The sequence below is a fragment of the Celeribacter persicus genome, assembly GCF_003050785.1.
Taxonomy (GTDB): Bacteria; Pseudomonadota; Alphaproteobacteria; order Rhodobacterales; family Rhodobacteraceae; genus Celeribacter; species Celeribacter persicus.
On record NZ_QAOH01000023.1, the window covers coordinates 1 to 24,164 of the forward strand.

The 24,164-nt window shown below is 58.5% G+C and carries 27 protein-coding genes and 1 pseudogene; 19 read left to right on the top strand and 9 right to left on the bottom strand.

Features of this window, described 5'->3' with window-relative positions; all coding sequences use genetic code 11:
* The 7 genes from C8N42_RS18265 to C8N42_RS18295 form a co-directional block, all read left to right on the top strand.
* Positions 1 to 151, top strand: a 151-nt coding sequence (locus tag C8N42_RS18265) for an IS3 family transposase (protein WP_146168246.1), incomplete at its 5' end; no start/stop codon positions are given.
* 675 nt (positions 152 to 826) lie between these two features.
* Positions 827 to 1,501, top strand: a complete 675-nt coding sequence (locus C8N42_RS18270) for a TetR/AcrR family transcriptional regulator (protein WP_107817930.1) — start codon at positions 827 to 829, stop codon at positions 1,499 to 1,501.
* A gap of 111 nt (positions 1,502 to 1,612) precedes the next feature.
* Positions 1,613 to 2,362 carry a maleate cis-trans isomerase family protein gene (locus tag C8N42_RS18275; RefSeq protein WP_483862457.1) on the top strand — a complete coding sequence of 250 codons (750 nt, stop codon included), beginning with the start codon at positions 1,613 to 1,615 and terminating at the stop codon, positions 2,360 to 2,362.
* A gap of 10 nt (positions 2,363 to 2,372) precedes the next feature.
* Entirely contained in the window at positions 2,373 to 3,149 is a 777-nt protein-coding gene (locus tag C8N42_RS18280; RefSeq protein WP_107817931.1) for an alpha/beta fold hydrolase, read from the top strand.
* Positions 3,150 to 3,166: 17 nt separating this feature from the next.
* The gene (locus C8N42_RS18285) at positions 3,167 to 4,198 is read left to right on the top strand and encodes a 2,5-dihydroxypyridine 5,6-dioxygenase NicX family protein (protein ID WP_107817932.1); all 1,032 of its coding nucleotides are present in this window, start codon (positions 3,167 to 3,169) and stop codon (positions 4,196 to 4,198) included.
* Between the two features lie 73 nt (positions 4,199 to 4,271).
* A complete protein-coding gene (locus C8N42_RS18290) occupies positions 4,272 to 4,892 on the top strand; it encodes an isochorismatase family protein (protein ID WP_107817933.1) in 621 nt (206 codons plus the stop codon).
* Between the two features lie 67 nt (positions 4,893 to 4,959).
* Complete coding sequence (locus C8N42_RS18295) at positions 4,960 to 5,568, top strand: flavin reductase family protein (protein ID WP_107817934.1); 609 nt, start codon at positions 4,960 to 4,962, stop codon at positions 5,566 to 5,568.
* Positions 5,569 to 5,574: 6 nt separating this feature from the next.
* On the opposite strand, the gene C8N42_RS18300 is transcribed toward C8N42_RS18295, so the two are convergent.
* The gene (locus C8N42_RS18300; RefSeq protein WP_107817935.1) at positions 5,575 to 6,216 is read right to left on the bottom strand and encodes a TetR/AcrR family transcriptional regulator; all 642 of its coding nucleotides are present in this window, start codon (positions 6,214 to 6,216) and stop codon (positions 5,575 to 5,577) included.
* Positions 6,217 to 6,448: 232 nt separating this feature from the next.
* Between C8N42_RS18300 and C8N42_RS18305 the strand changes: the two genes are divergently transcribed.
* The 12 genes from C8N42_RS18305 (at position 6,449) to C8N42_RS18360 (ending at position 17,638) form a co-directional block, all read left to right on the top strand.
* Complete coding sequence (locus C8N42_RS18305) at positions 6,449 to 7,450, top strand: ABC transporter substrate-binding protein (RefSeq protein WP_170109368.1); 1,002 nt, start codon at positions 6,449 to 6,451, stop codon at positions 7,448 to 7,450.
* Positions 7,451 to 7,465: 15 nt separating this feature from the next.
* Complete coding sequence (locus C8N42_RS18310) at positions 7,466 to 8,209, top strand: ABC transporter permease (protein WP_107817937.1); 744 nt, start codon at positions 7,466 to 7,468, stop codon at positions 8,207 to 8,209.
* A 38-nt stretch (positions 8,210 to 8,247) separates the two neighbouring features.
* Positions 8,248 to 9,045, top strand: a complete 798-nt coding sequence (locus tag C8N42_RS18315) for an ABC transporter ATP-binding protein (RefSeq protein ID WP_107817938.1) — start codon at positions 8,248 to 8,250, stop codon at positions 9,043 to 9,045.
* The gene (locus C8N42_RS18320) at positions 9,038 to 9,841 is read left to right on the top strand and encodes an ABC transporter permease (protein ID WP_170109369.1); all 804 of its coding nucleotides are present in this window, start codon (positions 9,038 to 9,040) and stop codon (positions 9,839 to 9,841) included. The genes C8N42_RS18315 and C8N42_RS18320 overlap by 8 nt, the downstream gene beginning before the upstream one ends.
* Before the next feature lie 34 nt (positions 9,842 to 9,875).
* On the top strand, positions 9,876 to 11,078 hold the full coding sequence (locus tag C8N42_RS18325; protein ID WP_107817940.1) for an FAD-dependent monooxygenase: 1,203 nt from the start codon (positions 9,876 to 9,878) through the stop codon (positions 11,076 to 11,078).
* 303 nt (positions 11,079 to 11,381) lie between these two features.
* A complete protein-coding gene (locus tag C8N42_RS18330) occupies positions 11,382 to 11,753 on the top strand; it encodes a DDE-type integrase/transposase/recombinase (RefSeq protein ID WP_107817941.1) in 372 nt (123 codons plus the stop codon).
* 345 nt (positions 11,754 to 12,098) lie between these two features.
* Complete coding sequence (locus C8N42_RS18335; protein ID WP_170109370.1) at positions 12,099 to 12,821, top strand: GntR family transcriptional regulator; 723 nt, start codon at positions 12,099 to 12,101, stop codon at positions 12,819 to 12,821.
* 145 nt (positions 12,822 to 12,966) lie between these two features.
* Positions 12,967 to 14,244 carry an ABC transporter substrate-binding protein gene (locus tag C8N42_RS18340; protein WP_107817943.1) on the top strand — a complete coding sequence of 426 codons (1,278 nt, stop codon included), beginning with the start codon at positions 12,967 to 12,969 and terminating at the stop codon, positions 14,242 to 14,244.
* A gap of 62 nt (positions 14,245 to 14,306) precedes the next feature.
* Positions 14,307 to 15,041: an ABC transporter ATP-binding protein gene (locus C8N42_RS18345; protein ID WP_107817944.1), complete on the top strand. Its 735-nt coding sequence runs from the start codon at positions 14,307 to 14,309 to the stop codon at positions 15,039 to 15,041.
* Positions 15,025 to 15,747, top strand: coding sequence for an ABC transporter ATP-binding protein (locus C8N42_RS18350; protein WP_107817945.1), 723 nt, complete (start codon positions 15,025 to 15,027; stop codon positions 15,745 to 15,747). The genes C8N42_RS18345 and C8N42_RS18350 overlap by 17 nt, the downstream gene beginning before the upstream one ends.
* Positions 15,747 to 16,607: a branched-chain amino acid ABC transporter permease gene (locus C8N42_RS18355; protein WP_107817946.1), complete on the top strand. Its 861-nt coding sequence runs from the start codon at positions 15,747 to 15,749 to the stop codon at positions 16,605 to 16,607. Before C8N42_RS18350 ends, C8N42_RS18355 begins: the two co-directional genes overlap by 1 nt.
* A gap of 8 nt (positions 16,608 to 16,615) precedes the next feature.
* Positions 16,616 to 17,638, top strand: a complete 1,023-nt coding sequence (locus C8N42_RS18360; RefSeq protein ID WP_107817947.1) for a branched-chain amino acid ABC transporter permease — start codon at positions 16,616 to 16,618, stop codon at positions 17,636 to 17,638.
* Positions 17,639 to 17,851: 213 nt separating this feature from the next.
* Here the strand turns inward: C8N42_RS18360 and C8N42_RS22195 are convergent.
* The 8 genes and pseudogenes from C8N42_RS22195 to fba form a co-directional block, all read right to left on the bottom strand.
* A pseudogene (locus tag C8N42_RS22195) lies at positions 17,852 to 18,062 on the bottom strand (transposase); the annotation flags it as partial.
* A 95-nt stretch (positions 18,063 to 18,157) separates the two neighbouring features.
* Complete coding sequence (locus C8N42_RS18370) at positions 18,158 to 18,835, bottom strand: HAD family hydrolase (RefSeq protein ID WP_107817949.1); 678 nt, start codon at positions 18,833 to 18,835, stop codon at positions 18,158 to 18,160.
* The gene (gene gph / locus C8N42_RS18375) at positions 18,826 to 19,494 is read right to left on the bottom strand and encodes a phosphoglycolate phosphatase (RefSeq protein ID WP_107817950.1); all 669 of its coding nucleotides are present in this window, start codon (positions 19,492 to 19,494) and stop codon (positions 18,826 to 18,828) included. The genes C8N42_RS18370 and gph overlap by 10 nt, the downstream gene beginning before the upstream one ends.
* Positions 19,491 to 20,186: a ribulose-phosphate 3-epimerase gene (gene rpe, locus C8N42_RS18380; protein ID WP_107817951.1), complete on the bottom strand. Its 696-nt coding sequence runs from the start codon at positions 20,184 to 20,186 to the stop codon at positions 19,491 to 19,493. The genes gph and rpe overlap by 4 nt, the downstream gene beginning before the upstream one ends.
* Positions 20,183 to 21,118 carry a CbbX protein gene (gene cbbX, locus C8N42_RS18385; RefSeq protein WP_107817952.1) on the bottom strand — a complete coding sequence of 312 codons (936 nt, stop codon included), beginning with the start codon at positions 21,116 to 21,118 and terminating at the stop codon, positions 20,183 to 20,185. Before cbbX ends, rpe begins: the two co-directional genes overlap by 4 nt.
* A 70-nt stretch (positions 21,119 to 21,188) precedes the next feature.
* The gene (locus C8N42_RS18390; RefSeq protein WP_107817953.1) at positions 21,189 to 21,575 is read right to left on the bottom strand and encodes a ribulose bisphosphate carboxylase small subunit; all 387 of its coding nucleotides are present in this window, start codon (positions 21,573 to 21,575) and stop codon (positions 21,189 to 21,191) included.
* 11 nt (positions 21,576 to 21,586) lie between these two features.
* Positions 21,587 to 23,047, bottom strand: coding sequence for a form I ribulose bisphosphate carboxylase large subunit (locus C8N42_RS18395; protein ID WP_107817965.1), 1,461 nt, complete (start codon positions 23,045 to 23,047; stop codon positions 21,587 to 21,589).
* A 34-nt stretch (positions 23,048 to 23,081) separates the two neighbouring features.
* Positions 23,082 to 24,161, bottom strand: a complete 1,080-nt coding sequence (fba, locus tag C8N42_RS18400) for a class II fructose-bisphosphate aldolase (RefSeq protein ID WP_107817954.1) — start codon at positions 24,159 to 24,161, stop codon at positions 23,082 to 23,084.
* Between the last annotated feature and the right edge of the window lie 3 nt (positions 24,162 to 24,164).

Below are 24,164 nucleotides of genomic sequence, written 5' to 3' on the forward strand. Positions count from 1 at the left end.
AAGGGTCAGGCGCAAAACCTATCGGACCAGAAGACAGGCTCGCGCCGATGTGTTCGATTACATTGAGAGGTTCTACAATCCAACGCGTCGCCACTCGACCATCGGCTATCTAAGCCCTATGACCTTCGAGGAGCGAGCTATGAAAGCTTAAGTTGCCGTCCACGAAACCGGCAGCAGCTCAACGAGGCCATTCACAAGTTCGGTCCGCCCGTGATCATGAACACCGATAGTCATACGATTGATACCAGTTCTCGGGTGGTTTGACTCAAACACTGATCGACCATTCTCTGGGTTGGTGCCGCATGGCTTCCCGGTGTGATCGAAGCGATGAAAGCTGCGGGCAATGGGGAGTGATCCAACAGGCTGTCGCAGAAGCACTGGAGAAACTGCAATTCTGTGTGGCTAAGATTGCAGGCTGTGAACGTCGATTGGATGTTTGGAACTCAGCGATTACGTCGCATGCACAGGACGGAATCCATTTCCGTTTTCGGAAATGCTCTACAAGCAGGCGGAAGAGCGGTACTCCTCGGGGTGTCTGGGGGGTAAGCAACATCGCCGTGCAGCCAGAGTTTATCCCTGCTGGTGCGGGGAACCCTATATAGGGTGACCGGAGAGCAAACTAATTCGAAGAAGGGCATGCTACATTTCGGGCAACATACGCTGCCTTAATGCTCGCCCTTAGGGGGCGCTCTGTCACGAACCTAATTTTTGCTCCATCCTTGGCGGGACGGTTGAACTGTCGGATTAAAATTAAAATAATGTATAATAAATACATTTGATGCCGACAGAGCAGTCTGACATAGGTGAAGAAAAGGGAAGTGTGGACATGTCCGGGAACCCAGAGACGAAAATACGCCGCAAGCCAGGGCGCCCGAAAGAAGGTGTCGAACTGCGCGATGTCATTCTCGACAAGGCGGAACTGATCTTTTCCGAGGTCGGTTTCAATGGTGCCAAGGTGCGTGACATCGCCACCGAGGCGGGCGTCAATCAGGCTCTGGTGCGCTATTATTTCGGTTCCAAACAAGACCTGTTCGACGAGGTCGTGCGGCGGCGTGGTTCTGCCATTTCCGGTGCGCGCCATGTGCTTTTGGATCAGCTTCTGGCGGGTCGAGGTGCGCCGACAGTTGAGGAAATTATCAAAAATTACCTGAAACCTCAATGGGATATGAAATATTCCGGCCCGAATGGCGCGGCTTTTGTGCGGCTTCAGGCGCGGCTGCATTCCGAGCTGGATGAACATGCGCTGCACCTGCGCAGCGAGGTCTATGACGCTTCGGTCAAACGTTACATCGCAGTGCTTTGCGATGTGCTGCCGGAGATCCCGAAAGACGTCATCTCGATCCGCATGGCTTTTCTTGTTGGTACTTACATGTTCATGCTGAATGATCTCGGGCGGCTCAACGATCTGACCGACGGCCAGATCGGCGAAGTTGGGCAGGGCGACATGCTCGACCATCTGACAGTCTTTCTATCTGCGGGTCTGCGCGCGCCGCTTCCTTAAGCAGTTTCCTGATTTATGCGGTTTCTGCTTTGTCAGAATAATTAATCAAACTTGTAATTATACAGAATTGGAATTATGCCTTGAGGCAACGCACTCTCAAGGACGAGAATCATGAAGACTTTTCGCATCGGGCAAATCGTGCCCAGTTCCAACATCACCATGGAAACGGAGATTCCTGCGCTTTTGAAAGCGCGCGAGACCGTGTCGCCGGAGCGTTTCACGTTTCACTCCGCGCGGATGCGGATGAAACATGTGACCAAGGAGGAGCTGGAAAAGATGGACGCCGACAGCGACCGCTGCGCGCTGGAATTGTCCGACGCGAAGGTCGATGTGATGGGTTACGCCTGCCTCGTGGCGATCATGTCGATGGGCAAGGGTTATCACTGCGTCTCCGGCCCGCGACTTGCCGGTGTGGCAGCTGAGAATGGCGGACCCGCCCCGGTCGTGACCTCCGCCGGGGCGCTCGTTGAGGGCATCCGGGCGCTCGGCGCCAAAAAGATCGCCCTTGTTGCGCCCTATATGAAGCCCCTGACCGAGATGGTTGTCGAATATATCCGCAACGAAGGCATTGAAGTCAGCGATTACATCGCGCTCGAAATTCAGGATAACCTCGATGTGGCTGCTCACAATCCGATGAACCTGCCGGAGATCGTCAAAGGGCTGAAGACCGATGATGTGGACGCGGTGGTGCTTTCTGCCTGTGTGCAGATGCCCTCTCTGCCCGCTGTGCCAATGGCCGAGGCGATCACCGGCAAGCCGGTTCTGACTGCCGCCATTGCTACGACGTGGCAGATGCTCAAAGCGCTCGATCTCGACACCCGCGTGCCCGGGGGCGGTACGCTTTTGTCCGGCGCGTATTGAGGAGGCTCCCATGTCCTACGGGTATAACGTTCAGGCCAACGGCATTCGCAATCACCTGATCCGCTATGAGGGGAAGGGGCCGCAAATGCTCCTGATCCCCGGCATCACCTCGCCTGCGATCACTTGGGGCTTTGTGGCCGAACGTCTGGCGGAGGCGTTTGACGTCCATGTGCTTGACGTGCGCGGGCGGGGACTGAGCGAAACGGGTGATCTGGATTACACGCTCGACGCCATGGCCGCCGATGCGGTGGCGCTGGCCGAACAGATGGATCAGCCGATTGTGCTTGGGCACTCCATGGGAGCACGCACGGCGATCCGGGCGGTGGCCAGCACGCCCAATGTGTTCAAAGGCGCCATTCTGGTCGATCCGCCGGTCTCCGGGCCGAACCGTCGGCCGTACCCGTCGCCGTGGGACTGGTACGGGGACTCGATCAGGATGGCGGCGAAAGGCTGTTCTGCCGAGGACATGAAGGCCTATTGCCCGACATGGACCGAGGAGCAGCGCGCGCTTCGTGCCGAGTGGCTGCACACCTGTCACTGGGGCGCGATCCGCACCGCCTATGACGGGTTTCACACCGACGACATCCACGCAGATGTGCCGAAGCTCACCGTGCCGACCCGGCTGGTGATCGCGGGCGGTGCTCCGGTCATTCTGGACGAGGATGAGGCCGAGTTGAAAGCGCTTTTACCCTCAATGGAGGTCCGCACGGTCGACGGTGCGGGACACATGATCCCATGGGACAATCTGGAGGGTTTCCTCGCCGCCGTCATGGACTTCAAAGCATAACAACAGGGAAAACAGATATGGATCACGCAAGCTTCACGGAAATCTGCCTGCATCAGCTGAAGATGTCGGGCGTGCAGAAAGACGAACGTCTCATCGTTCTGACACAGGGCAATGAGCGCCTTAACTATGCCGACGCCTTCATGGCCGCAGGTCGGATGCTCGGCGCCAACATGTATCACATGCGTCTGCCCGCGCCCGCAATCATCGGCGAATGGGCCGTGGGGCAGACGGGGCTTGCCGCTATGCCCGACGCGGTCGAGGCGCTGAAGAACTGCGACATGCTGATCGACTGCATCTTCCTGCTGTTCTCGCCGGAACAATTCGCGATTCAGGCCGCGGGTACGCGCATCCTGACCGCCGTGGAGCCGCCGGAGCTGTTGGCGCGGATGCTGCCGACGCAGGAGATCCGCGAAAAGGTGACGATTGCGGGCGAGATGCTCGGCAAGGCCAAAGTCATGCGCATCACCTCGCCGCATGGCACCGATGTGAGCTACAAGCTCAGCACCTATCCGGCGGTCACCGAATATGCCTGTACCGATGAGCCCGGGCGCTGGGATCACTGGCCGTCGGGCTTTGTGTTCACCGGCGGCGATGACGACGGGGTGGATGGGACCATCGTCGTGGCGCCGGGCGATGTTCTGTTGCCGCAGAACATGTATGTCAGCTCACCGATCACCTACACGATCGAAAAAGGCTGGATCACCGACATTCGCGGCGGTCTCGATGCCGAGCTGGTAAAATCCTATATGGATGCCTTCAACGATCCGCGCGGTATGGGCATGAGTCATGTCGGCTGGGGTATGAATCCGAATGCGAAATGGCACAACATGGTGCCGGGCGCCTTCCCGGGCGGCATGGGCATGGAGCCGCGCGCTTTCTACGGCAACGTGATGTTCTCCACCGGCCCAAACAACGAACTTGGCGGGCCGAACGACACCGCCTGTCACCTCGACATCCCGATGCGGGGCTGCTCGCTCTTCCTTGATGACGAGGCTATCGTGATCGACGGCGATATTGTGGTCAAAGAGATCCAGATGGAACGCAGCTGAGGCGTCCCCTGCCTTAATCTGCCGGGCGGCTCTCTCTTACCTCGGAGCCGCCCATCTATACAAAGGACAGATCATGTCTCAGTCAGACACCTACAAGGCTGCGGGTTTTGGCGTTTCCGTGCCGCGTGGCACGATTCCAGGCATCGTGATCGTGGATTTCTCTTACGGGTTTACCGATCTGCAATACCCGACGGCTTCCGATGCAGCGGCTCAAATGGCGCGGACCAAAGAGATTTGCGATGCGGCACGGACCAAGGGCTTTCCGGTGATCTTCACCACCATCGCTTATCATCCCGGCGAGCTCGAAAAACTGCCTTGGCTCAAGAAGGCCACCGGGATGCGGGCGCTTCTTGAGGGCACGCGTTTGGTCAAGATCGACGCCGCGACAGGCATCCAGCCCGAAGACGCGATCGTGACCAAGAAAGGCGCATCGTCTTTCTTTGGCTCGACCTTGAATGCGCTTTTGACGGGAGCAGGGGTTGATACGGTCGTTGTGACCGGCGCGACCACCTCCGGCTGTGTGCGCGCGACCGTAGTTGATGCGGTGCAGTCGGGCTACAACGTGCTCATTCCCCGCGATTGCTGCGCCGACCGGGCCGAAGCGCCGCATGAGGCGAACCTTTACGACATGGATCAGAAATACGGCGATGTCACCGACAGTGCCGATATTCTGAGCTGGATCGAGAGCCTTTGACCGCGCCCGATAGCGGGAAATGACTGGGGAGGGCCATGGCCTTCCCCTTTGTGCATAGGAGACAGCGATGTTCTATCTGACCAAAGAGGGCTCCGGCCTGCCGCGCGATCCGTTTGCTGCGATTGTTTCACCGCGCCCCATTGCGTGGATTTCGACGCGTAGCGCGACGGGCGCGACGAACCTTGCGCCGTATTCCTTTTTCAACGCTGTGGCCTATACCCCGCCGCAGGTGATCGTGTCTTCCATCGGCGGCAAGCCGGATCGGGCAAAAGGTAAGGACAGTTATAGCCATATCCTTGAGACCGGTGTGTTCTGTATCAACATCGCGGGATTTGAGGATCGCGATGCGCTTAATGCGTCTTCTGCGGGCTATCCGGCGGATCAGAGCGAGTTCGAGGCGCTGGGGCTGAAAGCGGCGGAATGCGAGAGCATCGACTGTCCGCGATTGGCGGATGCTCCGGCGGCGCTGGAATGTCGGTTGACGCAGACGATTGATCTTGAGGGGGCGGGCAATCTGATGGTTCTTGCCCGGGTCGAGGCGATCCATTTGCGCGACGATTGCCTGACCGAGGAGGGGCGGTTCGATGTCTTGCGCTACAAGCCCCTGACGCGGCTCGGCTATCAGGATTTCGCCAGCATCGACAAGCTGTTCCAGATGCGCCGCCCAAAGCTTTGAGCGGGATCAGGTGGCCAGAAAACCACCCACGGAAAACGCGACCGTGGTTTCCAGAAGATCGTCTGTGGCATCCTCCGACATGGCCAGTTCCTTGAGCCGGTTCGTGTCGGAGAACGCATAGAGATAAGCACCGACCATCAAGGACATTTTCTGATAGATCAGTTTTTCCGGTTGCTCCGGAAGCAAGGCGACGAGGGCCTCGACATAGGCGCGGGTGGACTCGTCGTAAACTTCGCGGCGCAGTGAAAAGGACAGGGGTTCCGGTTCCATGTGCAAACGCCCGTGCAGCCGCAAAAACGCGCGTCCCTGATCGGTGTGCCGCAGATCGGAAGAGGGCTGGAGGAAGGCACGCACAAGCGTTTCCAGGGTCAGGCCGCCCTCGTTTTGCAGGATGGTCAGCCGGTCCATCCGTTGCTTGGCGATGTCGAGCCCGCGACGTGTGAATACTTCACGAAACAGGTTTTCCTTATTTTTGAAATAATAGGCCGTCATCGCGGAGGTCACGTCGGCGGCGTCAGCCACCTGGCGCAGGGTCGTGCCGGAATAGCCCTGTTCCGCGAACAGAATCTCTGCCTTGTCGAGGATTTTATCGGCCAGATTCCTTTGGCCTTCCGGGCGTCCGACGCGCTTTTGTTTCGAGTGTGCCATGCAGTGTCGTTATCCCGTTCGTGCCTGTTGGGCAATGCTGCGCGGGAGGTCTCTCTTCAATCGGCTTAAAGACTGATCATCTCAGCGCATACAATGCTTTATAATGCACCTCTTTTAAAACGACATATTCGGTTTTTCCATAAAAATGAGCGAGATAAAAATTAATTACTTGATTAATTAATTGATGCGCACCTATGGTTGTCCCATAAGCACAAACAACAGGGAACGCCCAATGAAACGCTTTATCCTTGGCGGTATGACTGCAACCGCTTTGACCTGCCTCTCTGCGCAGGTCTCCGCCCAAGATCTGCCCGAAGTCACCCTTCAGGCCGTCGCCGGAAGTCTCGGCGGTGTGCCCATGATGATCATCGAAGGCGAGGGCCTCGATGAGAAATACGGCTTTGACGGCACATTCGAATACCTGCCGCACGAAGGCATTTTTCAGAATTTTCTGATCGGCAATGCCGACGTGTCGATGGACAACGACCTTCTCGGTGTGGCTTTCGCCCGCGAGGAAGGCTTTGATATCACATCCTTCTATCCGGTCGGTAACCTTTATCTCGGCATCGTCGTGCCGGGAGACTCGGAGGCGAAGACGCCCGAAGATTTGAAAGGCAAGAAGGTTGGCCATTTCGGTGCGGACAGCGGCACGACCATGTTCATCCGTCTGATCGTCGAGGAGATGTACGGTTTCGACGTGCTTGAAGAGTATGAAATGTCTCAGGTCGGGCCGGCAGCCCTCGTGTCGCTGCTGAAAGAGGGGGAGGTCGAGGCGATCTTCGACTTTGAAAGCTTCGTCTCCGAGGCCATCGTCGCCACCGACGGGCGTTACCTGCTTCAGGCTTACTCCGATTACGCTGATTTCAATGGCGGCTTTGCGCCCTGGATCACCAATATGGTTGCTCATGGCGATTGGCTGAAGGACAATCCGGAGCTGGCCTACGGCGTGCGTGATGCCTATGACGAGGCGGTCGCGATGCTCGAAGAGACCAATTACGAGATTCTGCGCAAACCTTACATCCGTGAGAAACTCGGAATCACCAGCGACGAAGTGCTTGATGTGCTGATCGGAAATGGCGCCTCGCACCACTATTTCACCACCGACTGGTCCGACGACAAACGCGCGGCGGCGATGGAGTTTCTCGGTAAGCTGGCCGAGGATGGTGAGGTGCTGACGAATGTGCCGGACGGCATGATGGTCACCCTCGAAGATTATATCGGTCCGCGGCCGTAACGCAGGGGCCGTGAAATGACCGCACTACAAAAGCAGGTTTGGGCCTATCTGGCCCTCCTGCTCCTCATCCCCGCATGGTTTCTGGCCCATCAGAACACCACATTCATCGAAAGCCCCGTGACGGTGGCCAAGGCGCTACCGCATTTCCTGTCCGATCCTGCGACCTGGACGAACATCGGCATCACACTTGCGCGTGTCGTGTTCGGCTTGCTTATGGGAGTTGCGTCCGGGTTCGTGGCGGCTTTCGCGATGACCCGTTCGCGCCTTTTGGGCGATGTTCTGAGCTATTATGTGACTGCCGCGCTGCGCACGCCAAGCGCCATTGCCGCCATTCTGGCTCTGGCGATCTTCAAAGGCTCCGAGGCGGGCTATGTGCTTGTCGTCGCCTTCATCACCTTTCCCTATATGGCTGTCGGCCTGCGGGACGGGTTGGCCAGCGCCGATCATGATCTCGATGAGATGGCACAGGTGTATCACCTCGGACTTTTGACCCGCATCCGTCATATCTGGGCTCCTTTCGTAGCCCCCTATATCTTTGCGGCTTTGCGCAATGCTCATGCGCTGGCGTGGAAGGTGATTGTCGTGGCCGAGATTTTCGGAGCTGCAAAGACCGGTTTTGGCGCGCAGTTCGAACATGCCTGGAGCTACATGATCATGATTGAGGTCCACCTGTGGCTGCTCGTCTTCATGGTCATCGTGCTTTTTGCCGAATACGGCCTGATCCGCACTGCCGAAAAATATGTCTTCCGCTGGCGCTGACAGGCGCCCGCGTGACCAGAGACTTTCAAGGAAAGACCATGACCCAAGAAACCCGCCCCTCGGTACTCAAGGCCGTCAATCTCGGCGTGTCCTATGGCCAAAGCGAGGCCGTCGCCCAGCTCGATTTCGACATCAAGCGCGGTGAATTCGTCGCCATTCTCGGCCCCTCCGGCTGTGGAAAATCCTCCATGCTCAATGTCATCTCCGGCCTGCGCGCACCCTCGAAGGGCCGCGTTCTCGTCGAGGGCGACGAGCTGTTTACCGCCCGTTCGAAACCGCCGCGTCTCGGCTATGTGTTCCAGTCGCACCGCCTCTTGCCATGGCGCACAGTGCGTCAGAATCTTGAAATCGCGCTGGCCGCGTCCGAGGTGCCGCGCGCGACATGGGAAGCACGGATCGACGAAATCCTCGCGATCCTGCACATCTCCCAGTTCAAGGATGCCTGGCCTATGCGCCTCTCGGGTGGCCAGCGCCAGCGCGTCTCCATCGCCCGCGCGCTTTTGGTCGATCCGTCCTACATCCTGATGGACGAACCGCTCTCCACCCTCGACGAGGTGACAGCGCGCTCGTTGCGTCAGGAGCTCACCGGGATTTGCCAGCGCACCAATGCCACCGTCGTGTTCGTGACACACTCCATTCGCGAGGCGGTCTATCTCGCCGACCGTATCCTGATCCTGACCAAGGGCCCGGCCCGGATTTTCGAGGATTACAAAGTGCCGCTTGAGCGTCCGCGTGATTATGACGATGCCCGCATCGCCGAGGTCGAGGCCGACATCATTCGTCGGGTGCAAGCGCCCTGGGGCCTTGCCGTGCGAGAGGAGACAGCCGTTGCCTGATCTTCCTCTTTCGAACCCCATCGAATTTGTGCGCAAACGCGACTGGATCGCCATGGTGCCCGCGCGCCTGCTCAGTGGCGCAATCGCCCTGCTTTCCATCCTTGTGCTCTGGCACATCATGTCGATTGCCTTTCGGCCCTGGGTGCCGACGATTGAAGCCACCGTCATGGCCATGGGGCGCGCATTTCAAACCCCCGCCTTCTGGGATGACTTCTTTCTCACCCTCGGGCGGGTGTTGGCTTCCTTTGCCGCAGCGTCGATTGCCGGGGCCATTCTCGGGCTGGTCATCGGGCTGAATGAAAAGGCAGAAGCGTTCTTTCAACCGCTTCTGGCTCTGGCTTTAGCGGTGCCGGATCCGGTTTACATCATCTTCGCCATTTTGGCCGTCGGCACGGGTGAAATGGCTGGGTTCCTCGCGCTCACCATCGCCGTTGCGCCCTTTGTCACCAATATCGTGCGCTCCAACGTGCATGCCCGTGACAAGAGCCTCGACGAGATGGCGCAGATCTATCATCTGCCGCGCAATGTCCGGCTGCGGGCGGTTCTGATCCCGCAACTCATGCCCGCGCTTTTGACCGCGATGCGCTTTTCCTTCGCCCTGTCATGGAAGCTCGTCGTCGTGGTCGAGGCCATCGGCCAGCCCGACGGCATCGGGGCCTCGATTTTCAACAGCTTCCGCCTGTTGCGTATGCGCGAGGTGGCCGCCGTAGCGATCATTTTCATCATCGCGATGCAGCTTTTGGAGCGCGGTGTTTTGGGCCGGGTGGAAAAGAAACTCTTGCGCTGGCGCGAATGAGCGCCCGCAACTTACGATAAGAAAAGGAAAAACCATGAAGATCGGTATTATCGGCGGTGGCATTGGTGGCACCGCAGCGGCTTATGCTTTGCTCTCGAAAGGTCACGACGTCACCATTTTCGAACAGGCCCCCGCCTTTGGTGAGGTCGGCGCCGGGGTTCAGATGACCCCCAACGCAGTGAAGGCGATCAAGGGGCTCGGGCTCTATGAGACCTTCCTTGAGAGCGGCTTTTTCCCAAAGGCGATTGTCGGGCGCAACTGGCAGACCGCCCGGGAAAACTTCCGCATCGACCTTGGGGCGGAATTCCAGACCCATTACGATGCGCCCTATATCCATATTCACCGCGCCGATCTGCTCGACCTGTTTGCCACGCAACTGCCACTCGAATGTTGTCGCTTTGGGGTGAAATGCACCGGTGCCGAACTGACCGAAGGCGGCGCGCGGGCGTTGTTCGATGATGGCAGCACGTTTGAGGCGGATTTGATTGTCGGTGCCGACGGGGTGCGCTCGGCCGTGCGCGGGTCACTCTTTGGCTCCGGCGATCTGCGTTGGACCGGGCATCAGTGTTATCGTGCCTTGGTGCCGACGGGCGGCGTGGTGGATTACGTCAATCCCGACAGCACTTTCTGGATGGGGCCGAATGCCCATGTGGTGACTTATTATGTCAAGGGCGGCGAGATGGTGAACATCGTGGCTGTGACCGAGGCCTCCGAATGGGTCGAGGAAAGCTGGAGCACACGGGCCTCCCATGAGGACATGCTCGCAGATTTCGCAGGCTGGCATCCGGATCTGGCCAAGCTGTTCTCGAAAGTGGAGGAGGTCTACAACTGGGGCCTCTTCGACCGCGATCCGATGGAGAGCTGGACGAAAGGCGCAGTGACGCTTTTGGGCGATGCCTGCCACCCGATGCTGCCGTTTTTGTCGCAGGGCGCGGCGATGGCCATTGAGGACGGCTATATCCTCGGTGAGGCGTTGGGGCTTTATCCCGATGATCTGGCGTCGGCTCTTGCGGCCTATGAGGCGGAACGCCGTCCACGCACCTCGAAGGTGCAGCTCGAAGCCCGCGAGCGAGGCCGCACCTATCACTTGCCGACCGAAGAGGAAATGGCTGCCCGCGATGCCGAATATGCCCGGCGCGCCAAGGAAGACCCGCGCACGACCGGGATCAATACCGATTGGGTTTATGATTACGATCCGCGCTGCTTTGCCACCCGCATGCGCGAGTTGATCGAGTGACTGGCGAAGACTTGGAACGGCCACGGTGAAAATGAGAACCTACCCCATATTATGCGGGGTAGGTTCTTCATATTATTAATTACATAATCCCAATTTTTCGTTGGCGTATTGCTGCGGGGCCAAGCCAAATGTTGGCGTTGGAAATCGTCTGCAATTTGGTGGTGCAGGAACCCGAAGGCTTGGAGTGTGTAGGTGAGGAAGGTGCCGACAACGACGCGGCCGTGGGTCATTTAGCTGACCGTGGTCTGCTTTGTCAGAGGGACTTTTCTTGAGGAGAGAAGGGTGGTCTCGTAGCCTCTGATTATGACCAAACGCGCGCGCCTGCGCTATTTCAAAATCGGCCCTGAGGTCATTCGCTTCTGGTGCAACCGTTTCGGGCCGATTTTTGCGGCTGAAATCCGTAGAATCCGCTTTAGTCGGGTCTGTGTATACTCGAATTGGAAGTGGCATCTGGGCGAGGTGTTTGTAAAGGTCACCGGTGAAACGCGCCATTTATGGCGTGCGGTGATCACGAGGGTGAGGTCCTGGAAGGCTACGTTTCGAACAGGGCGTGATCCTAAAGAAGTATTGAAATTATTGAGAAAATCCATGAATCGCCACGGTCAGCGTGTGCCGAAATTCGCTGTCATTTGTTCTTCCGTTTCCAGCCATTCAACCGCGAACGCTATTCTATAGCAGAGAGAATCTCACGCTGAACCGTACTGTCGCTCTCGACGATCCGACTGGTTTCGCGGCGGGGGCATGAACCTCTACGCTAATATTTGGAACGATCCCTGCAACTGGACCGATCCAAGTGGGTTGGCGAGTTACCAGATCTGTCTGGCATAACAGGCAGCCTCACAGTTCTTTGGTGACGGTTTCGAATTTGTTTGGAGTACCAATTTACTAGCCGATATTTGCATTGCGCTACAAAAACGATATCTACCCTGAAAGCCATAAATCTCGTTTTTTATCAATTTTAACGTTGTTTTTTTAATGGTCTCTCGGATAGCCTCCTCCTTGGGGAGAACCGGGGGGAATATGTCTTTTTCAGGAAATATCAATGAAATAGCATCAGAATCGGGGGCGCGGACGGCCATCGAGCAGGTTTATCGTGATCTGCACAAAGCGATTTTGCTCGGTGACATCGCGCCGGAGACGCGGCTGCGTGTCGAGGATTTGCGTCAGAAGCTTGGTGTGGGGGCCTCGACCGTAAGAGAAGCGCTTTCGCGGCTTTTGGTCGAGAACCTTGTCACCACGGAGGGCCAGCGCGGGTTTCGCTCGGCCGCTGCGTCATTGAAAGATTTCAAGTCCATCGTGGAAATGCGCGCCATGCTCGAAGCCCGCGCGGTACGCGCCTCGATCGAACTGGGCGATGACGCCTGGGAGAATGCCTTTGTGGCGGCGCATCATCATCTGGCCAAGATCGAAACGGACATGCCCATCCGCGACAAACAGCTTGTTGCAGAATGGGAGATGCGCAACCGCGCTTTTCACAACGCCATGATCGCCGCCTGCGAGAATGATTGGCTGCTGAATTTCCGGGGCATTCTTTACAATCATTCTGTGCGCTACCTGCGCATTTCCATCGCGGACCGGACCATTCCGCGCGATGTGCGTGGCGAGCATCAGGCCATTTTCGATGCCGTGGTGAGCCGCGATGCCGATCTCGCGGAAAAACTGACCATCGAGCACATTCACCGCACGGTTCCGGTGATCGAAGCCAGCCTGTCGGCGAAAGCATGCGAGCGGCAATCGGTTTGATTCGAACGCCAAAGTGAAGACATGCGGGAAGAGGAGCCCGCAAGGAAGAAGAGGACCCAAGAGCAAACGGATCACCATCCGTTCAAAAGAAAAACGACAGCGATTTGGAAGGCCCAAGGTCTTCCACAATGGAGGAGGAAAATCTATGTCGAACACGAACCTGTCCCGCCGGGGCTTTTTGAGAACCTCGGGGGCTGCCGGCCTTGTGACAGCTGCTGGCGGTCTTGCCAGCCCCGCAATCGCATCTCCGAAACCGATCAGGATTGGCTTTGTCAGCCCCCAGACCGGACCGCTTGCGATTTTTGCGGAAAGCGATCGCTACACGCTGGAGACCTATGCCAAAGCCATTGGCGACGGGCTGATGATCAACGGCACGAAACACCCGGTTGAGTTTGTCGTGAAAGACAGTCAGTCAAGCTCCAACCGCGCGTCTTCCGCCGCTCAGGAACTGATCTTCGATGACGAAGTCACGATCCTGACCGCCACCTCGACGCCTGACACCACCAATCCGGTGGCCGATCAGGCGGAACTCAACGGTGTTCCCTGTGTCACCAACGACACGCCCTGGCAGCCGCATTTCTTTGGACGTGGGGGCAACCCCGAGAAAGGGTTCCAGTACACCTATCACTTCTTCTGGGGGCTTGAGGACGTTATTTCCACGTTCATCAATCAATGGGACATGCTCGACACCAACAAAGTCGTCGGTGCGCTCTGGCCCAACGACCCCGATGGCAACGGCTGGTCCGATCCCAAACTCGGCTTCCCGCCGGTGGTGACGGAACGGGGCTATCAGCTTGTCGATACGGGCCGTTACCAGAATATGTCAGATGATTTCTCCGCCCAGATCGCAGCCTTCAAGGATGCAGGTGTCGAGATCGTCACCGGCGTGATGATCCCGCCGGATTTTGTGACCTTCTGGACGCAGGCCGCGCAGCAAGGGTTCAACCCGAAGGTCATGCAAGCCGCGAAAGCCACGGAATTCCCGCAGGCCGTGGCGCCGCTGGGCGATCGTGGGGATGGGTTGTCGGTCGAGGTCTGGTGGTCGCCGGAACATCCGTTCTCCTCGACCTTTACGGGCCAAAGCTCCGCGGATCTGGCCGCCGATTACGAGGCGCAGACCGGCAACGCCTGGACCATGCCTTTGGGCTTCAAACATTCGCTCTTCGAAGTGACGCTCAATGCGCTCCAACGCTCTGAGGACCCGACCGATCCCGACAGCATTGCCGCCGCTCTGGCCGCGACCGATGTCGAAACCGTTGTGGGGCATATCAACTTTGCCAACGGCCCGGTGCCGAATGTCGCAAAAACGCCGCTCGTTGGCGGGCAGTGGCACATGGAAGGCGGCAAGCCGGTGCTCAAGATCGTCGAAAACGGCGATCATCCGGAGATCCCGCTCACCGGTGAGATGAAGCCCATCGGCTGAGAGTAAAGGGAGAGGGGTGACCCTCTCCCGATCCGGCCCTGCGGGCTGATACGGAGAGCGATATGTCTACAATTCTGGCTCTGGACGGTGTCCAGAAGAGCTTCGGCGCGCTGAAAGTGGCCGACAACATAAATTTCGAACTCGCAGATGGCGAAGCGCTCGGCATCATCGGGCCGAACGGGGCGGGCAAATCCACGCTGTTTAACCTGATCGGTGGGACACTTCCGGTTTCGGCTGGCACAATCACGTTCCGGGGCGAAGGTGTGACGCGCAAATCGGCGGCCGAGCGGTGTCGCATGGGTGTAGCACGCTCGTTCCAGATCCCGCACCCGTTCATCGGGATGACGGTCTATGAGAATCTTCTCGTCGCGTCGAATTTCGGCAATTCCGGCCATCATGATGCGGAAAAGGAATGCCGTGAGATTCTCGCGCGGACCGGCCTGTTGCCCAAAGCCAATCGTCCCGCAGGCACGCTCACGCTCTTAGAGCGCAAGCGGCTCGAACTGGCGCGCGCACTTGCCTCGGGTCCGAAGCTTTTGTTGCTTGACGAGATTGCAGGCGGGCTGACGGAGGCCGAATGCGAAAGCCTCGTGGACACGATCAAGGACATTCGCGACGCGGGGGTCTCGATCATCTGGATCGAGCATATCGTCCACGCGCTCACCGCCGTGGTCAGCCGTCTGATCGTGATTGATTTCGGCAGAATCGTCGCCGAAGGCGTGCCCGATCGGGTCATGAAAGACCCGCTCGTTCAGGAAATTTACATGGGGATTTCGGTCGATGACGACGCTGCTTGAAACCCGCAACCTCACCGCCTTCTACGGCGATTTTCAGGCGCTGTTCGGCGTCGACATTACGGTCGGCCAGGGCGAAACCGTTGCGCTGATCGGCTCGAACGGGGCCGGAAAATCGACCTTTCTGCGCACCTTGACCGGGCTTTTGCCGGCCAAAGGTCAGGACATTCGTTTTGAAGGCCAGAACATCGCCGGGTGGGCGGCGGATCGCATTCACAAGGCCGGGATCGCCATGGTACCCGAGGGGCGTAGGCTTTTCGCCTCGCTCACGGTCGAGGAAAACCTCCTCATCGGGGCCTCCGGCAAACGCGCGGGGCCATGGTCGCTTGAGAAAGTCTATGAGATTTTCCCGGACCTGATCGCCAAGAAAAACAACCCCGGCACGGCGCTTTCGGGCGGGCAACAGCAGATGGTGGCCATTGGCCGTGCGCTGATGTCCAATCCGACGCTTTTGCTGTGCGATGAAATCAGCCTTGGTCTCGCGCCGAAAGTGATCAAGGATATTTACGAGGCCGTGCCGCTCATTCGCGAAGGCGGCACTTCGATCCTCGTGGTCGAGCAGGACGTGGGACAGGCGATGGCGGTCGCCGATCGGGTCTATTGCTTTATGGAAGGGCGCGTGACGCTTTCCGGCAAGCCCGCAGATCTCACGAAACATCAAATTGCGGCGGCCTATTTTGGCGCGAAAAACGAAGGGGAGGCTGCCTGATGGTCTGGATTAATGCTGTTTTGCAGGGCGTTTTGCTCGGCGGGCTCTATGCGCTTTTTGCCGCGGGTTTGAGCCTTATGTTTGGGGTAATGCGCTTTATCAACATGGCGCACGGGGATTTTATCATCACCGCCGCCTATCTGCTTCTCGCCCTGGTGACCGGGTTTGCGATCCACCCGGCACTTGCCGTGCCTTTGGTGATCGTCGCCCTTGCCGCCGCCGGCTATCTGAACCAGCGCATCTTGCTCAACCGGGTCTTGGGCAAAGATATTCTGCCGCCGGTGCTGGTTACTTTCGGCCTCTCGATCATCATCCAGAACGCGTTGCTCGAAGTGTTTTCCGCCGATAGCCAAAAACTTCAGGCAGGCTGGCTCGACACGGCGTCTTTCAAACTGAGCGAAGATCTTGCCATCGGGGCCTTGCCGCTTTTGATGTTCCTCGCCGCCGTGGCGGTGATCGCGGGGCTGCAATTCGTGTTTTATAAAACCCCGCTCGGGCGCATGTTGCGGGCCACGTCGGATGACCCGGAGATCGTTCCGCTCATGGGGGGCAGCAATGCGCATATCTTCGCGATTGCGACGGCGCTGGCCTCCGTCGTCGTGGCGATTGCCGGGATTTTCCTTGCGATGAAGACCAATTTCGACCCTGCTGCGGGGCCTGCACGGCTTTTGTTTGCCTTTGAAGTCGTGATCATCGGTGGGCTTGGCTCTCTTTGGGGGACGCTGATCGGCGGCATCATCCTCGGGGTTGCACAAACCGTTGGCGCGCAGATCGACACAGGCTCGCAAGTCCTTGCGGGCCATCTGGTCTTCCTCGCCCTTCTCGTCGTGCGCCCGCGCGGCCTGTTTCCCAAGACGTGAGCTTTGATATGACTGTGACTGATATTTCTCCGGCCAACACTGCGCGCAACATCTCTTATGCTCTGCGTGGGATCATCCTCATTGCCGTGCTGGCTCTGGCCTTGGCGCCCATGTGGGCGAGCCGGGCGGATTTGCGGCTTTTTATGGAGGCGCTGTCCTTCCTCGCGCTTGCGCAGATGTGGAATCTGCTTGCGGGGTACACCGGGTTGATTTCCGTGGGCCAACAGGCCTGGGTCGGCCTTGGGGGCTATTTTTTCTTTGCTCTTGCCATGTTTGCGGGGATGCCGGTTTTGCTTGCGATCCCGCTGGCCGCGATTGCCGCCGCGCTTGTCGCCCTGCCAACGGCCTGGGTCGCCTTTCGTCTTCAGGGCGCGTATTTTGCGATCGGCACATGGGTCATCGCGGAAGTGTTCCGCCTGATCGCCGCGCAAAACGGCGCCTTGGGCGGTGGTTCGGGCATTTCCCTGCCGGTCGAGATAGCAAAATCCCTGGCCGAAAGCCGTAACGGGCGCGAAATGGTCATGTACTATCTGGCCTTCGGGATTGGCATTGCGAGCGTCGTCTTGGTCTGGCTTTTGCTGCGCTCGAAATGGGGACTCGCGCTCACCGCGATCCGGGACAGCGAACCGGCTGCCGAGGCCATGGGGGTCGTGACGCGCCGGGTGAAATTCCTGATTTACATCCTGACCGCAGGGGTGACGGCGCTCACCGGGGCTTTCATCTTTCTGCAAAAGCTGCGGATCACACCGGACGCGGCGTTCTCCGTCAATGAATGGACCGCATTTGTGATCTTCATCGTGGTGATCGGGGGACTCGGTTCCATCGAGGGGCCGATCATCGGCGTGCTCGTCTTTTTTGCGCTGCGCGAGATCGCCGCGGATTGGGGGAGCTGGTATCTGATCCTGATGGGCGCGATTGCAATCGCTGTCATGCTGATCAACAAACGCGGCATCTGGGGTGCCGTTCAGGTGCGCTGGGATGTCGCCGCTTTCCCGGTCCGAAAAATTCTGCCGGAGCGCTCGCGGGATTAGGGCGCAGGTTCAACAGAACCGGGTGGTGGGATGCAATACCAACTGCAAGGCGTAAATGTTCAGCAGATGATTGATGACGGATACTTGAAGGTGGTGGCTTAAAGTGAGGTGCCCCTAGTTTTCTAGACATCCGCCTTTTCCAGTTCGAGCTGTCTTTCTTCGAAGTCAACGGGCGACAGCATGCCGTTGTTCGTGTGCTGGCGTTTCGGGTTAGAAGCCGCTCGGGTGGACGCCAAGCATCCGGCACATCGGCCTCCTGATCGCTGACACGTCGCGGCTTCGAGAACTTGGCCATCCAAGTGTACAGCGACTTCGTACTAATCCCGAGCCGTTCGGCCCCCTCCTTGACCGAATAGACTCGCGCTGTGACCTGAGCCACCGCGTCGATCTTGAACTCATCCGAGTAGCGAATTTGCCCTGACATTTGCATCGTCCTTTGCTTCCAAAATTACCAAGCAAAGCGTCTATAAATCTAGGGGCACCGCATATCGTCAAGACAGGCAGGAAACTTATCTCTGACTAAACAATCGCACTAAGAATTTCGGACGAAAGCGCGTCCAAAACCGCACTCGCTTCGGACACATCCTCGGATTGCGTGTAGGTCGATGGGGTTGCGATGACCCGCAGGCCTGCCCGAACTGCGGATATCACGCCGTTTCGACTATCTTCGAAGGCGACGCATTCCTCTGCCGACAACTTTAATCTTTGAAGCGCGAGTAGGAAGACGTCTGGGGCAGGTTTCTTTCGGGACACTTCATCGCCTGCCGCGAGAACATCAAAAACCTCTGCGGCAGGAACGCCCCAGCAGCAGCGGCACAGGGCATCGACATTCGGGCGATTGGTCGTCGTAGCCACCGCGAGTCGCAGGCCGCGGGTCCTCGCCTCGGCGATCAATTCGCGGACGCCGGGTCGGAGACTAAGCCCGCCTTCTGCGACGATATCGGCGAAACGTCGTGTTTTTTCTGCATGCAAGGCTGCGATGGTTTCGACCGAAGGAACCGACTGCTTAAGGCTGTCGCGCCAGACTTTCATGCGTTCTTTGCCGCCTGTTGTGCGCAGAAGCCACGCATAATCTTCGCGGCTCCAATACCAGTCGATGCCATGTTCCGCGAAGGTTTCGTTAAAGGCCTGCCGGTGCACGTCCTCGGTTTCTGACAGCGTGCCATCGACGTCGAAAATGAGGGCTTTCAGTGCCATGCCGCTCGCGTCCGTATCGAAGAGATCAGCTCGGGCAACGCTTTGAAATGTGAAAAATTTCCCTGAAAATTCAGATCACTCATCGGGGATTTTCGGTAGCCTTCGGTGAACAGCAGGAACGGCACATGCGCGCGGGCGGCGGTTTCGGCGTCTACTTCGCTGTCGCCCACATAGAGGCGCGGGCCTGCACCCAATGCCTCGAACGCCGCATGTAGTGGGGTGGGGTCAGGCTTGTGCACCGAAAGGCTGTCGCCTCCGATCACCGCATCGAAAAAGTCCCCGAGTTCGAAGTGATCGAGCACCGCATGTGCTGCCTTTAGCGGCTTGTTCGTGCAGATCCCCATCGCATACCCTTGTGCCTGTAGCGTTGAGAGTGCCTCGACGAGACCGGGATAGGGTGCTGTGAGTGTGAGGTCCAACGCCGCATAGAGGGTGAGGTAACTGCAAAGCAGCGCGTCGTGATCCGTATCGGGAATGTCCCGTGATTTGCGCAGTTTTTCGACGAAGACTGACGCGCCGTTCCCGATGAATTCGCGGGCTTGAACCAGAGAGATTGGTTCCAATGCACGCGCGGCCAGCAGAGTGTTGGCAATTGCGCAGAGATCGGGGGCACTGTCGATGAGTGTGCCGTCCAGGTCGAAGACGATCCTTAAACTCACTCCGCTGCCTCCTGACGCGTCACAGCCGCCCGGAGTGCACGTATATTCTCGCCATAGGGATCTGGATTGGCACGGGAGCCACCTTTGAACACGGCCGAGCCTGCGACCAGAACGTCGGCGCCGGCTTCGACCACCATCGGTGCGGTTTCGGGGGTCACGCCACCGTCGATCTCGATATGGATGGGGCGGTCGCCGATCATGTTGCGCAACTGGCGGATCTTGCCGGTCATATTGATGAATTTCTGCCCTCCGAATCCGGGATTCACCGTCATCACGCAGATCAGGTCGGCAAGGTCGAGCACATGCGCCACGGCCTCAGCCGGCGTGCCGGGGTTCAGCGCGACCCCCGCTTTCATCCCCGCGCCGCGAATGGCCTGAAGTGTGCGATGGATGTGCGGCCCGGCCTCGACATGGGCGGTCAGGATATCGGCGCCAGCGTCGGCATAGGCGTCGATATACGGATCGACCGGCGCAATCATCAGGTGCACATCCATCACGGTCTTGACGTGTTTGCGAAAGGCTTTCACGGCGGGCGGACCGAAGGTCAAATTGGGCACGAAATGGCCGTCCATGACATCGACGTGTATCCAGTCCGCGCCTTGAGCCTCGACCGCTTCGATCTCGCGCCCGAAATCGGCGAAATCGGCGGAAAGGATCGACGGAGCGATCTTGATGGAACGGTCCCGGGTCATTCTGCGGCCTCCTTGAGTGGCGGGCGGTCTACGTCGAGCCCCCCGGAAAAGACGCGGCTGGCGCGGATATCCGCCTCACCGATGGTCGAGAGCGCCTTTGCGTCGATCGGACCATTGGCCTCGGAAAACAGCCGGTTGGCTTGGCGCAGGCGCGCACGGTCGAGCGCATTGCGGATCGAGCGTGCATTTGCGAAATGCGGCTGAACTCGGCGCAGGGAAATGTATTCCGCCATGGCCCGCTCCGCCGGATCGTCGAATTCATAGTTCTGGGTTGTGAGCATCAGCTCTGAAATGCGCAGCAATTCATCATCGGAGTAGTCGGGGAAATCTATGTGATGGGCAATGCGGGAGCGAAACCCGGGATTGGCTGAGAAAAACCTGTCCATTCGGTCGGCATACCCCGCCATGATGACGACGAGATCATCACGGTTGTTCTCCATCACCTGTAACAGGATTTCGATGGCTTCCTGACCGTAATCTCGCTCGTTGTCGGGTTTGTAGAGGTAATAGGCCTCGTCGATGAAGAGCACGCCGCCCATGGCTTTCTTGAGCACTTCCTTGGTCTTGGGGGCTGTGTGTCCGATGTACTGACCGACGAGGTCGTCGCGGGTCACCGACACGAGATGGCCCTTGCGGACATAGCCAAGCCGGTGCAGCAACCCTGACATCATCCGCGCCACGGTTGTCTTGCCGGTGCCCGGATTGCCGGTGAACGACATATGCAGGGTAGGAGTCTCGGTGGCGAGCCCCATGTCGCGCCGCGCCTTGTCGACCAACAACAACGCGGCGGTTTCTCGGATGCGCGCCTTGACGGGTTCAAGTCCGATCAACTCTTCGTCCAACTCGCGCAGGACGTCTGCCACACCGGAGGACTCGTATTCTGCGGCGAGGTCAATATGGGTCGGGCGCGGGGTGTCTTCGGTGTCAGTCATGGCGATGGCTCATACATACGAGGGCAGGGTGCGCGCCCCAAAATATGGAAGAAGGGGCGCGCGTGGAGGATCAACGACAGTCCCAGGCGTATGTCTGGGAGCGACCGCCAACATCGGTGCGCTGCATATGGATGCGTGGCTCTTCCGGTGGACGGTTGACGATGAAGGACATCATCACCGTTTCAAAGCCACGTGTATCGTCGAAGGCCTGAATGCGGATATAGGCGTCGGGATGCGCCTTGCGACACTCGTCCAGCTCGATCATCGCGCCTTTGGCGTCCTGAAGATCGAACATGGGCTGGCCCCACATCTCCCAGTAAGTGTTCCGTGGATGTGGATCATAGGTATATTCGAGGCTAACCGCCCATCCCTTATCGAGGATGTATTGGACCTGCGCGGTGATCTGGGTGTCGTCGAGATCGGGCAGGAAGGAAAAGCACCCTTGTGTGATACGCATGTTCTTTCTCCTTATATTGCGGGCGTTTCGAGCGGCACAAAGTCGGATGTATCGGTCGATGTGTAGTTGAAGGTGATGTTGCCCCAGGTGTCGAGCGCAGCTTCGAGCGGTTTGCACCACTTGGCGGCCTCGCGCAGGATTTCGGGCCCTTCGTTCTTGATGTCGCGGCCCTCGTTGCGGGCGAGGATAATCGTCTCCAGCGCCACGCGGTTTGCAGTCGCGCCGGCCTGAATGCCCATCGGGTGCCCGATGGTACCGCCGCCGAACTGGAGCACCACATCGTCGCCGAACAGTTCGATGAGCTGGTGCATCTGACCCGCGTGGATGCCGCCCGAGGCGACCGGCATGACCTTTTTGATGTCGGCCCAGTCCTGTTCGAAGAAGATGCCACGGGGCAGGTCGACCTCGTTGTGGGCCTCACGGCAGACATTGTAGTAGCCCTGTACGGTTAGCGGGTCTCCTTCGAGTTTACCCACGGCGGTGCCGCAATGCAGGTGATCGACGCCTGCCAGACGCAGCCATTTGGCAATCACACGGAACGAAATGCCGTGGTTTTTCTGACGGGTGTAGGTGCCGTGACCTGCGCGGTGCATATGCAGGATCATGTCATTCTCGCGACACCATTTGGAGATCGACTGGATCGCGGTCCAGCCGATGATCAGGTCGACCATGACGATCACCGATCCAAGCTGTTTCGCGAACTCGGCTCGGGCGTACATTTCCTCCATCGTTCCGGCGGTGATGTTGAGGTAGTGGCCCTTCACTTCGCCGCTCTCGGCGGATGCCTTGTTCACGGCTTCCATGCAATAGAGGAAGCGGTCACGCCAGTGCATGAAGGGCTGCGAGTTTATGTTCTCGTCATCCTTCATGAAATCGAGCCCGCCTTTGAGGCCCTCATAAACCACGCGGCCATAATTTTTACCCGAGAGGCCAAGCTTGGGTTTGGTCGTGGCGCCCAGAAGTGGCTTGCCGAACTTGTCGAGGCGCTCGCGCTCGACCACGAGACCCGTCGGTGGACCGGCGAAGGTTTTGCAATATGCGACGGGGAAGCGCATATCTTCAAGGCGCGCGGCCTTGAGTGGCTTGAATGAGAACACATTGCCGATGATCGAGGCGGTGAGATTCGCGATGGAGCCTTCTTCGAAGAGGATCAGGTCGTAGGCGACGTAGCAGAAATACTGTCCCTCCTGGCCCGGTACGGGTTCGACCTTGTAGGCCTTGGCGCGGTAGCTGTCGCAGGCCGTCAGGCGGTCTGTCCAGACCACGGTCCAGGTCGCTGTGGAGCTTTCGCCAGCCACCGCAGCGGCCGCTTCGATCGGGTCCACGCCTTCTTGCGGGGTAATGCGAAAGAGGGCGAGGACGTCTGTGTCCTTTGGCTCATAATCGCCGTCCCAGTAGCCCATCTGAGCGTATTTCAGCACGCCAGCGGAATACCGCTTTTTCTTGTCCGTGATTTCGGTGGATTTGCTCATCTCGTTCACTTGGAAACCTCCTCTCGTTTCCGGATTACGCGGCCTGGTTGGCGGCAAGTTGGGGGTCAAGCGCGCCCGAGGCGTAACGCTTGGCCATGTCGTCCATTGAGACGGGGGTGATCTTTCCGGCCCGACCTGCCGTTCCGAACCGCTCGAACCGGTCGCGGCAGAGCGCTTCGATTTCGTCCATCGCGGGGATCATGAATTTGCGCGGGTCGAACTCGTCGGGCTTCGATTGTGCCACCTTGCGAAACTGGCCGGTCATGGCCATACGGCAGTCGGTGTCGATATTGACCTTGCGGACGCCCATGCGGATGCCCTTTTCGATCTCTTCGACGGGCACGCCATAGGTCTGAGGCATCTCGCCGCCGTTCGCGTTGATGAGGTCTTGCAGGTATTGCGGGACGCTCGACGAGCCGTGCATCACGAGGTGCGTGTTGGGCAACTTGTCGTGAATGGCCGCAATCGTGTCCATCGACAGGATGTCGCCGTCGGGCTTGCGCGTGAATTTGTAGGCACCGTGGCTCGTGCCGCAGGCAATGGCCAGCGCGTCACATTTGGTACGCATCACGAAATCGACCGCCTCGTCGGGGTCAGTCAAAAGCTGGTCGTGGCTGAGTTTGCCCTCGGCACCCGAACCGTCTTCTGCGGCGGCTTCGCCGGTCTCAAGTGAGCCAAGCACACCCAGCTCACCCTCGACCGACGCACCGACCGCATGTGCGGCCCGAGTGACACGGGCGGTGATTTCGATGTTGTAATCGTAGGAGGCGGGCGTCTTCATGTCCTCCTCAAGCGAGCCGTCCATCATAACAGAGGTGAATCCGTGACGGATGGCCGACAGGCAGGTCGCGTCGTTGTTGCCGTGATCCTGATGCAGAACCACATGGTTGCGCGGGAACATTTCCGACAGAGCCTCGACCATATGGCGCAGCATGATGTCGCCCGCATATGACCGCGCACCGCGCGACGCCTGCAGGATCACCGGGCTGTCGGTGGCCGCGGCCGCGCGCATGATCGCGAGGCCTTGCTCCATGTTGTTGATATTGAAAGCTGGAACGCCGTAGCCGTTTTCGGCGGCGTGATCTAACAATTGTCTGAGTGTTATCAGGGCCATGGG

What these genes read in the sequence shown, in the direction of transcription:
- C8N42_RS18325 (WP_107817940.1), top strand. Translation starts at nt 9,876, where the DNA reads ATGAAGATCGGTATTATCGGCGGTGGCATTGGTGGCACCGCAGCGGCT.
- fba (WP_107817954.1), bottom strand. Translation starts at nt 24,161, where the DNA reads ATGGCCCTGATAACACTCAGACAATTGTTAGATCACGCCGCCGAAAAC.
- C8N42_RS18310 (WP_107817937.1), top strand. Translation starts at nt 7,466, where the DNA reads ATGACCGCACTACAAAAGCAGGTTTGGGCCTATCTGGCCCTCCTGCTC.
- C8N42_RS18355 (WP_107817946.1), top strand. Translation starts at nt 15,747, where the DNA reads ATGGTCTGGATTAATGCTGTTTTGCAGGGCGTTTTGCTCGGCGGGCTC.
- C8N42_RS18335 (WP_170109370.1), top strand. Translation starts at nt 12,099, where the DNA reads ATGTCTTTTTCAGGAAATATCAATGAAATAGCATCAGAATCGGGGGCG.
- C8N42_RS18315 (WP_107817938.1), top strand. Translation starts at nt 8,248, where the DNA reads ATGACCCAAGAAACCCGCCCCTCGGTACTCAAGGCCGTCAATCTCGGC.
- C8N42_RS18275 (WP_483862457.1), top strand. Translation starts at nt 1,613, where the DNA reads ATGAAGACTTTTCGCATCGGGCAAATCGTGCCCAGTTCCAACATCACC.
- C8N42_RS18280 (WP_107817931.1), top strand. Translation starts at nt 2,373, where the DNA reads ATGTCCTACGGGTATAACGTTCAGGCCAACGGCATTCGCAATCACCTG.
- C8N42_RS18390 (WP_107817953.1), bottom strand. Translation starts at nt 21,575, where the DNA reads ATGCGTATCACACAAGGGTGCTTTTCCTTCCTGCCCGATCTCGACGAC.
- C8N42_RS18330 (WP_107817941.1), top strand. Translation starts at nt 11,382, where the DNA reads ATGACCAAACGCGCGCGCCTGCGCTATTTCAAAATCGGCCCTGAGGTC.
- rpe (WP_107817951.1), bottom strand. Translation starts at nt 20,186, where the DNA reads ATGACCCGGGACCGTTCCATCAAGATCGCTCCGTCGATCCTTTCCGCC.
- C8N42_RS18305 (WP_170109368.1), top strand. Translation starts at nt 6,449, where the DNA reads ATGAAACGCTTTATCCTTGGCGGTATGACTGCAACCGCTTTGACCTGC.
- C8N42_RS18270 (WP_107817930.1), top strand. Translation starts at nt 827, where the DNA reads ATGTCCGGGAACCCAGAGACGAAAATACGCCGCAAGCCAGGGCGCCCG.
- C8N42_RS18295 (WP_107817934.1), top strand. Translation starts at nt 4,960, where the DNA reads ATGTTCTATCTGACCAAAGAGGGCTCCGGCCTGCCGCGCGATCCGTTT.
- C8N42_RS18290 (WP_107817933.1), top strand. Translation starts at nt 4,272, where the DNA reads ATGTCTCAGTCAGACACCTACAAGGCTGCGGGTTTTGGCGTTTCCGTG.
- C8N42_RS18395 (WP_107817965.1), bottom strand. Translation starts at nt 23,047, where the DNA reads ATGAGCAAATCCACCGAAATCACGGACAAGAAAAAGCGGTATTCCGCT.
- C8N42_RS18350 (WP_107817945.1), top strand. Translation starts at nt 15,025, where the DNA reads ATGACGACGCTGCTTGAAACCCGCAACCTCACCGCCTTCTACGGCGAT.
- C8N42_RS18360 (WP_107817947.1), top strand. Translation starts at nt 16,616, where the DNA reads ATGACTGTGACTGATATTTCTCCGGCCAACACTGCGCGCAACATCTCT.
- C8N42_RS18340 (WP_107817943.1), top strand. Translation starts at nt 12,967, where the DNA reads ATGTCGAACACGAACCTGTCCCGCCGGGGCTTTTTGAGAACCTCGGGG.
- C8N42_RS18300 (WP_107817935.1), bottom strand. Translation starts at nt 6,216, where the DNA reads ATGGCACACTCGAAACAAAAGCGCGTCGGACGCCCGGAAGGCCAAAGG.
- C8N42_RS18345 (WP_107817944.1), top strand. Translation starts at nt 14,307, where the DNA reads ATGTCTACAATTCTGGCTCTGGACGGTGTCCAGAAGAGCTTCGGCGCG.
- C8N42_RS18285 (WP_107817932.1), top strand. Translation starts at nt 3,167, where the DNA reads ATGGATCACGCAAGCTTCACGGAAATCTGCCTGCATCAGCTGAAGATG.
- C8N42_RS18370 (WP_107817949.1), bottom strand. Translation starts at nt 18,835, where the DNA reads ATGGCACTGAAAGCCCTCATTTTCGACGTCGATGGCACGCTGTCAGAA.
- cbbX (WP_107817952.1), bottom strand. Translation starts at nt 21,118, where the DNA reads ATGACTGACACCGAAGACACCCCGCGCCCGACCCATATTGACCTCGCC.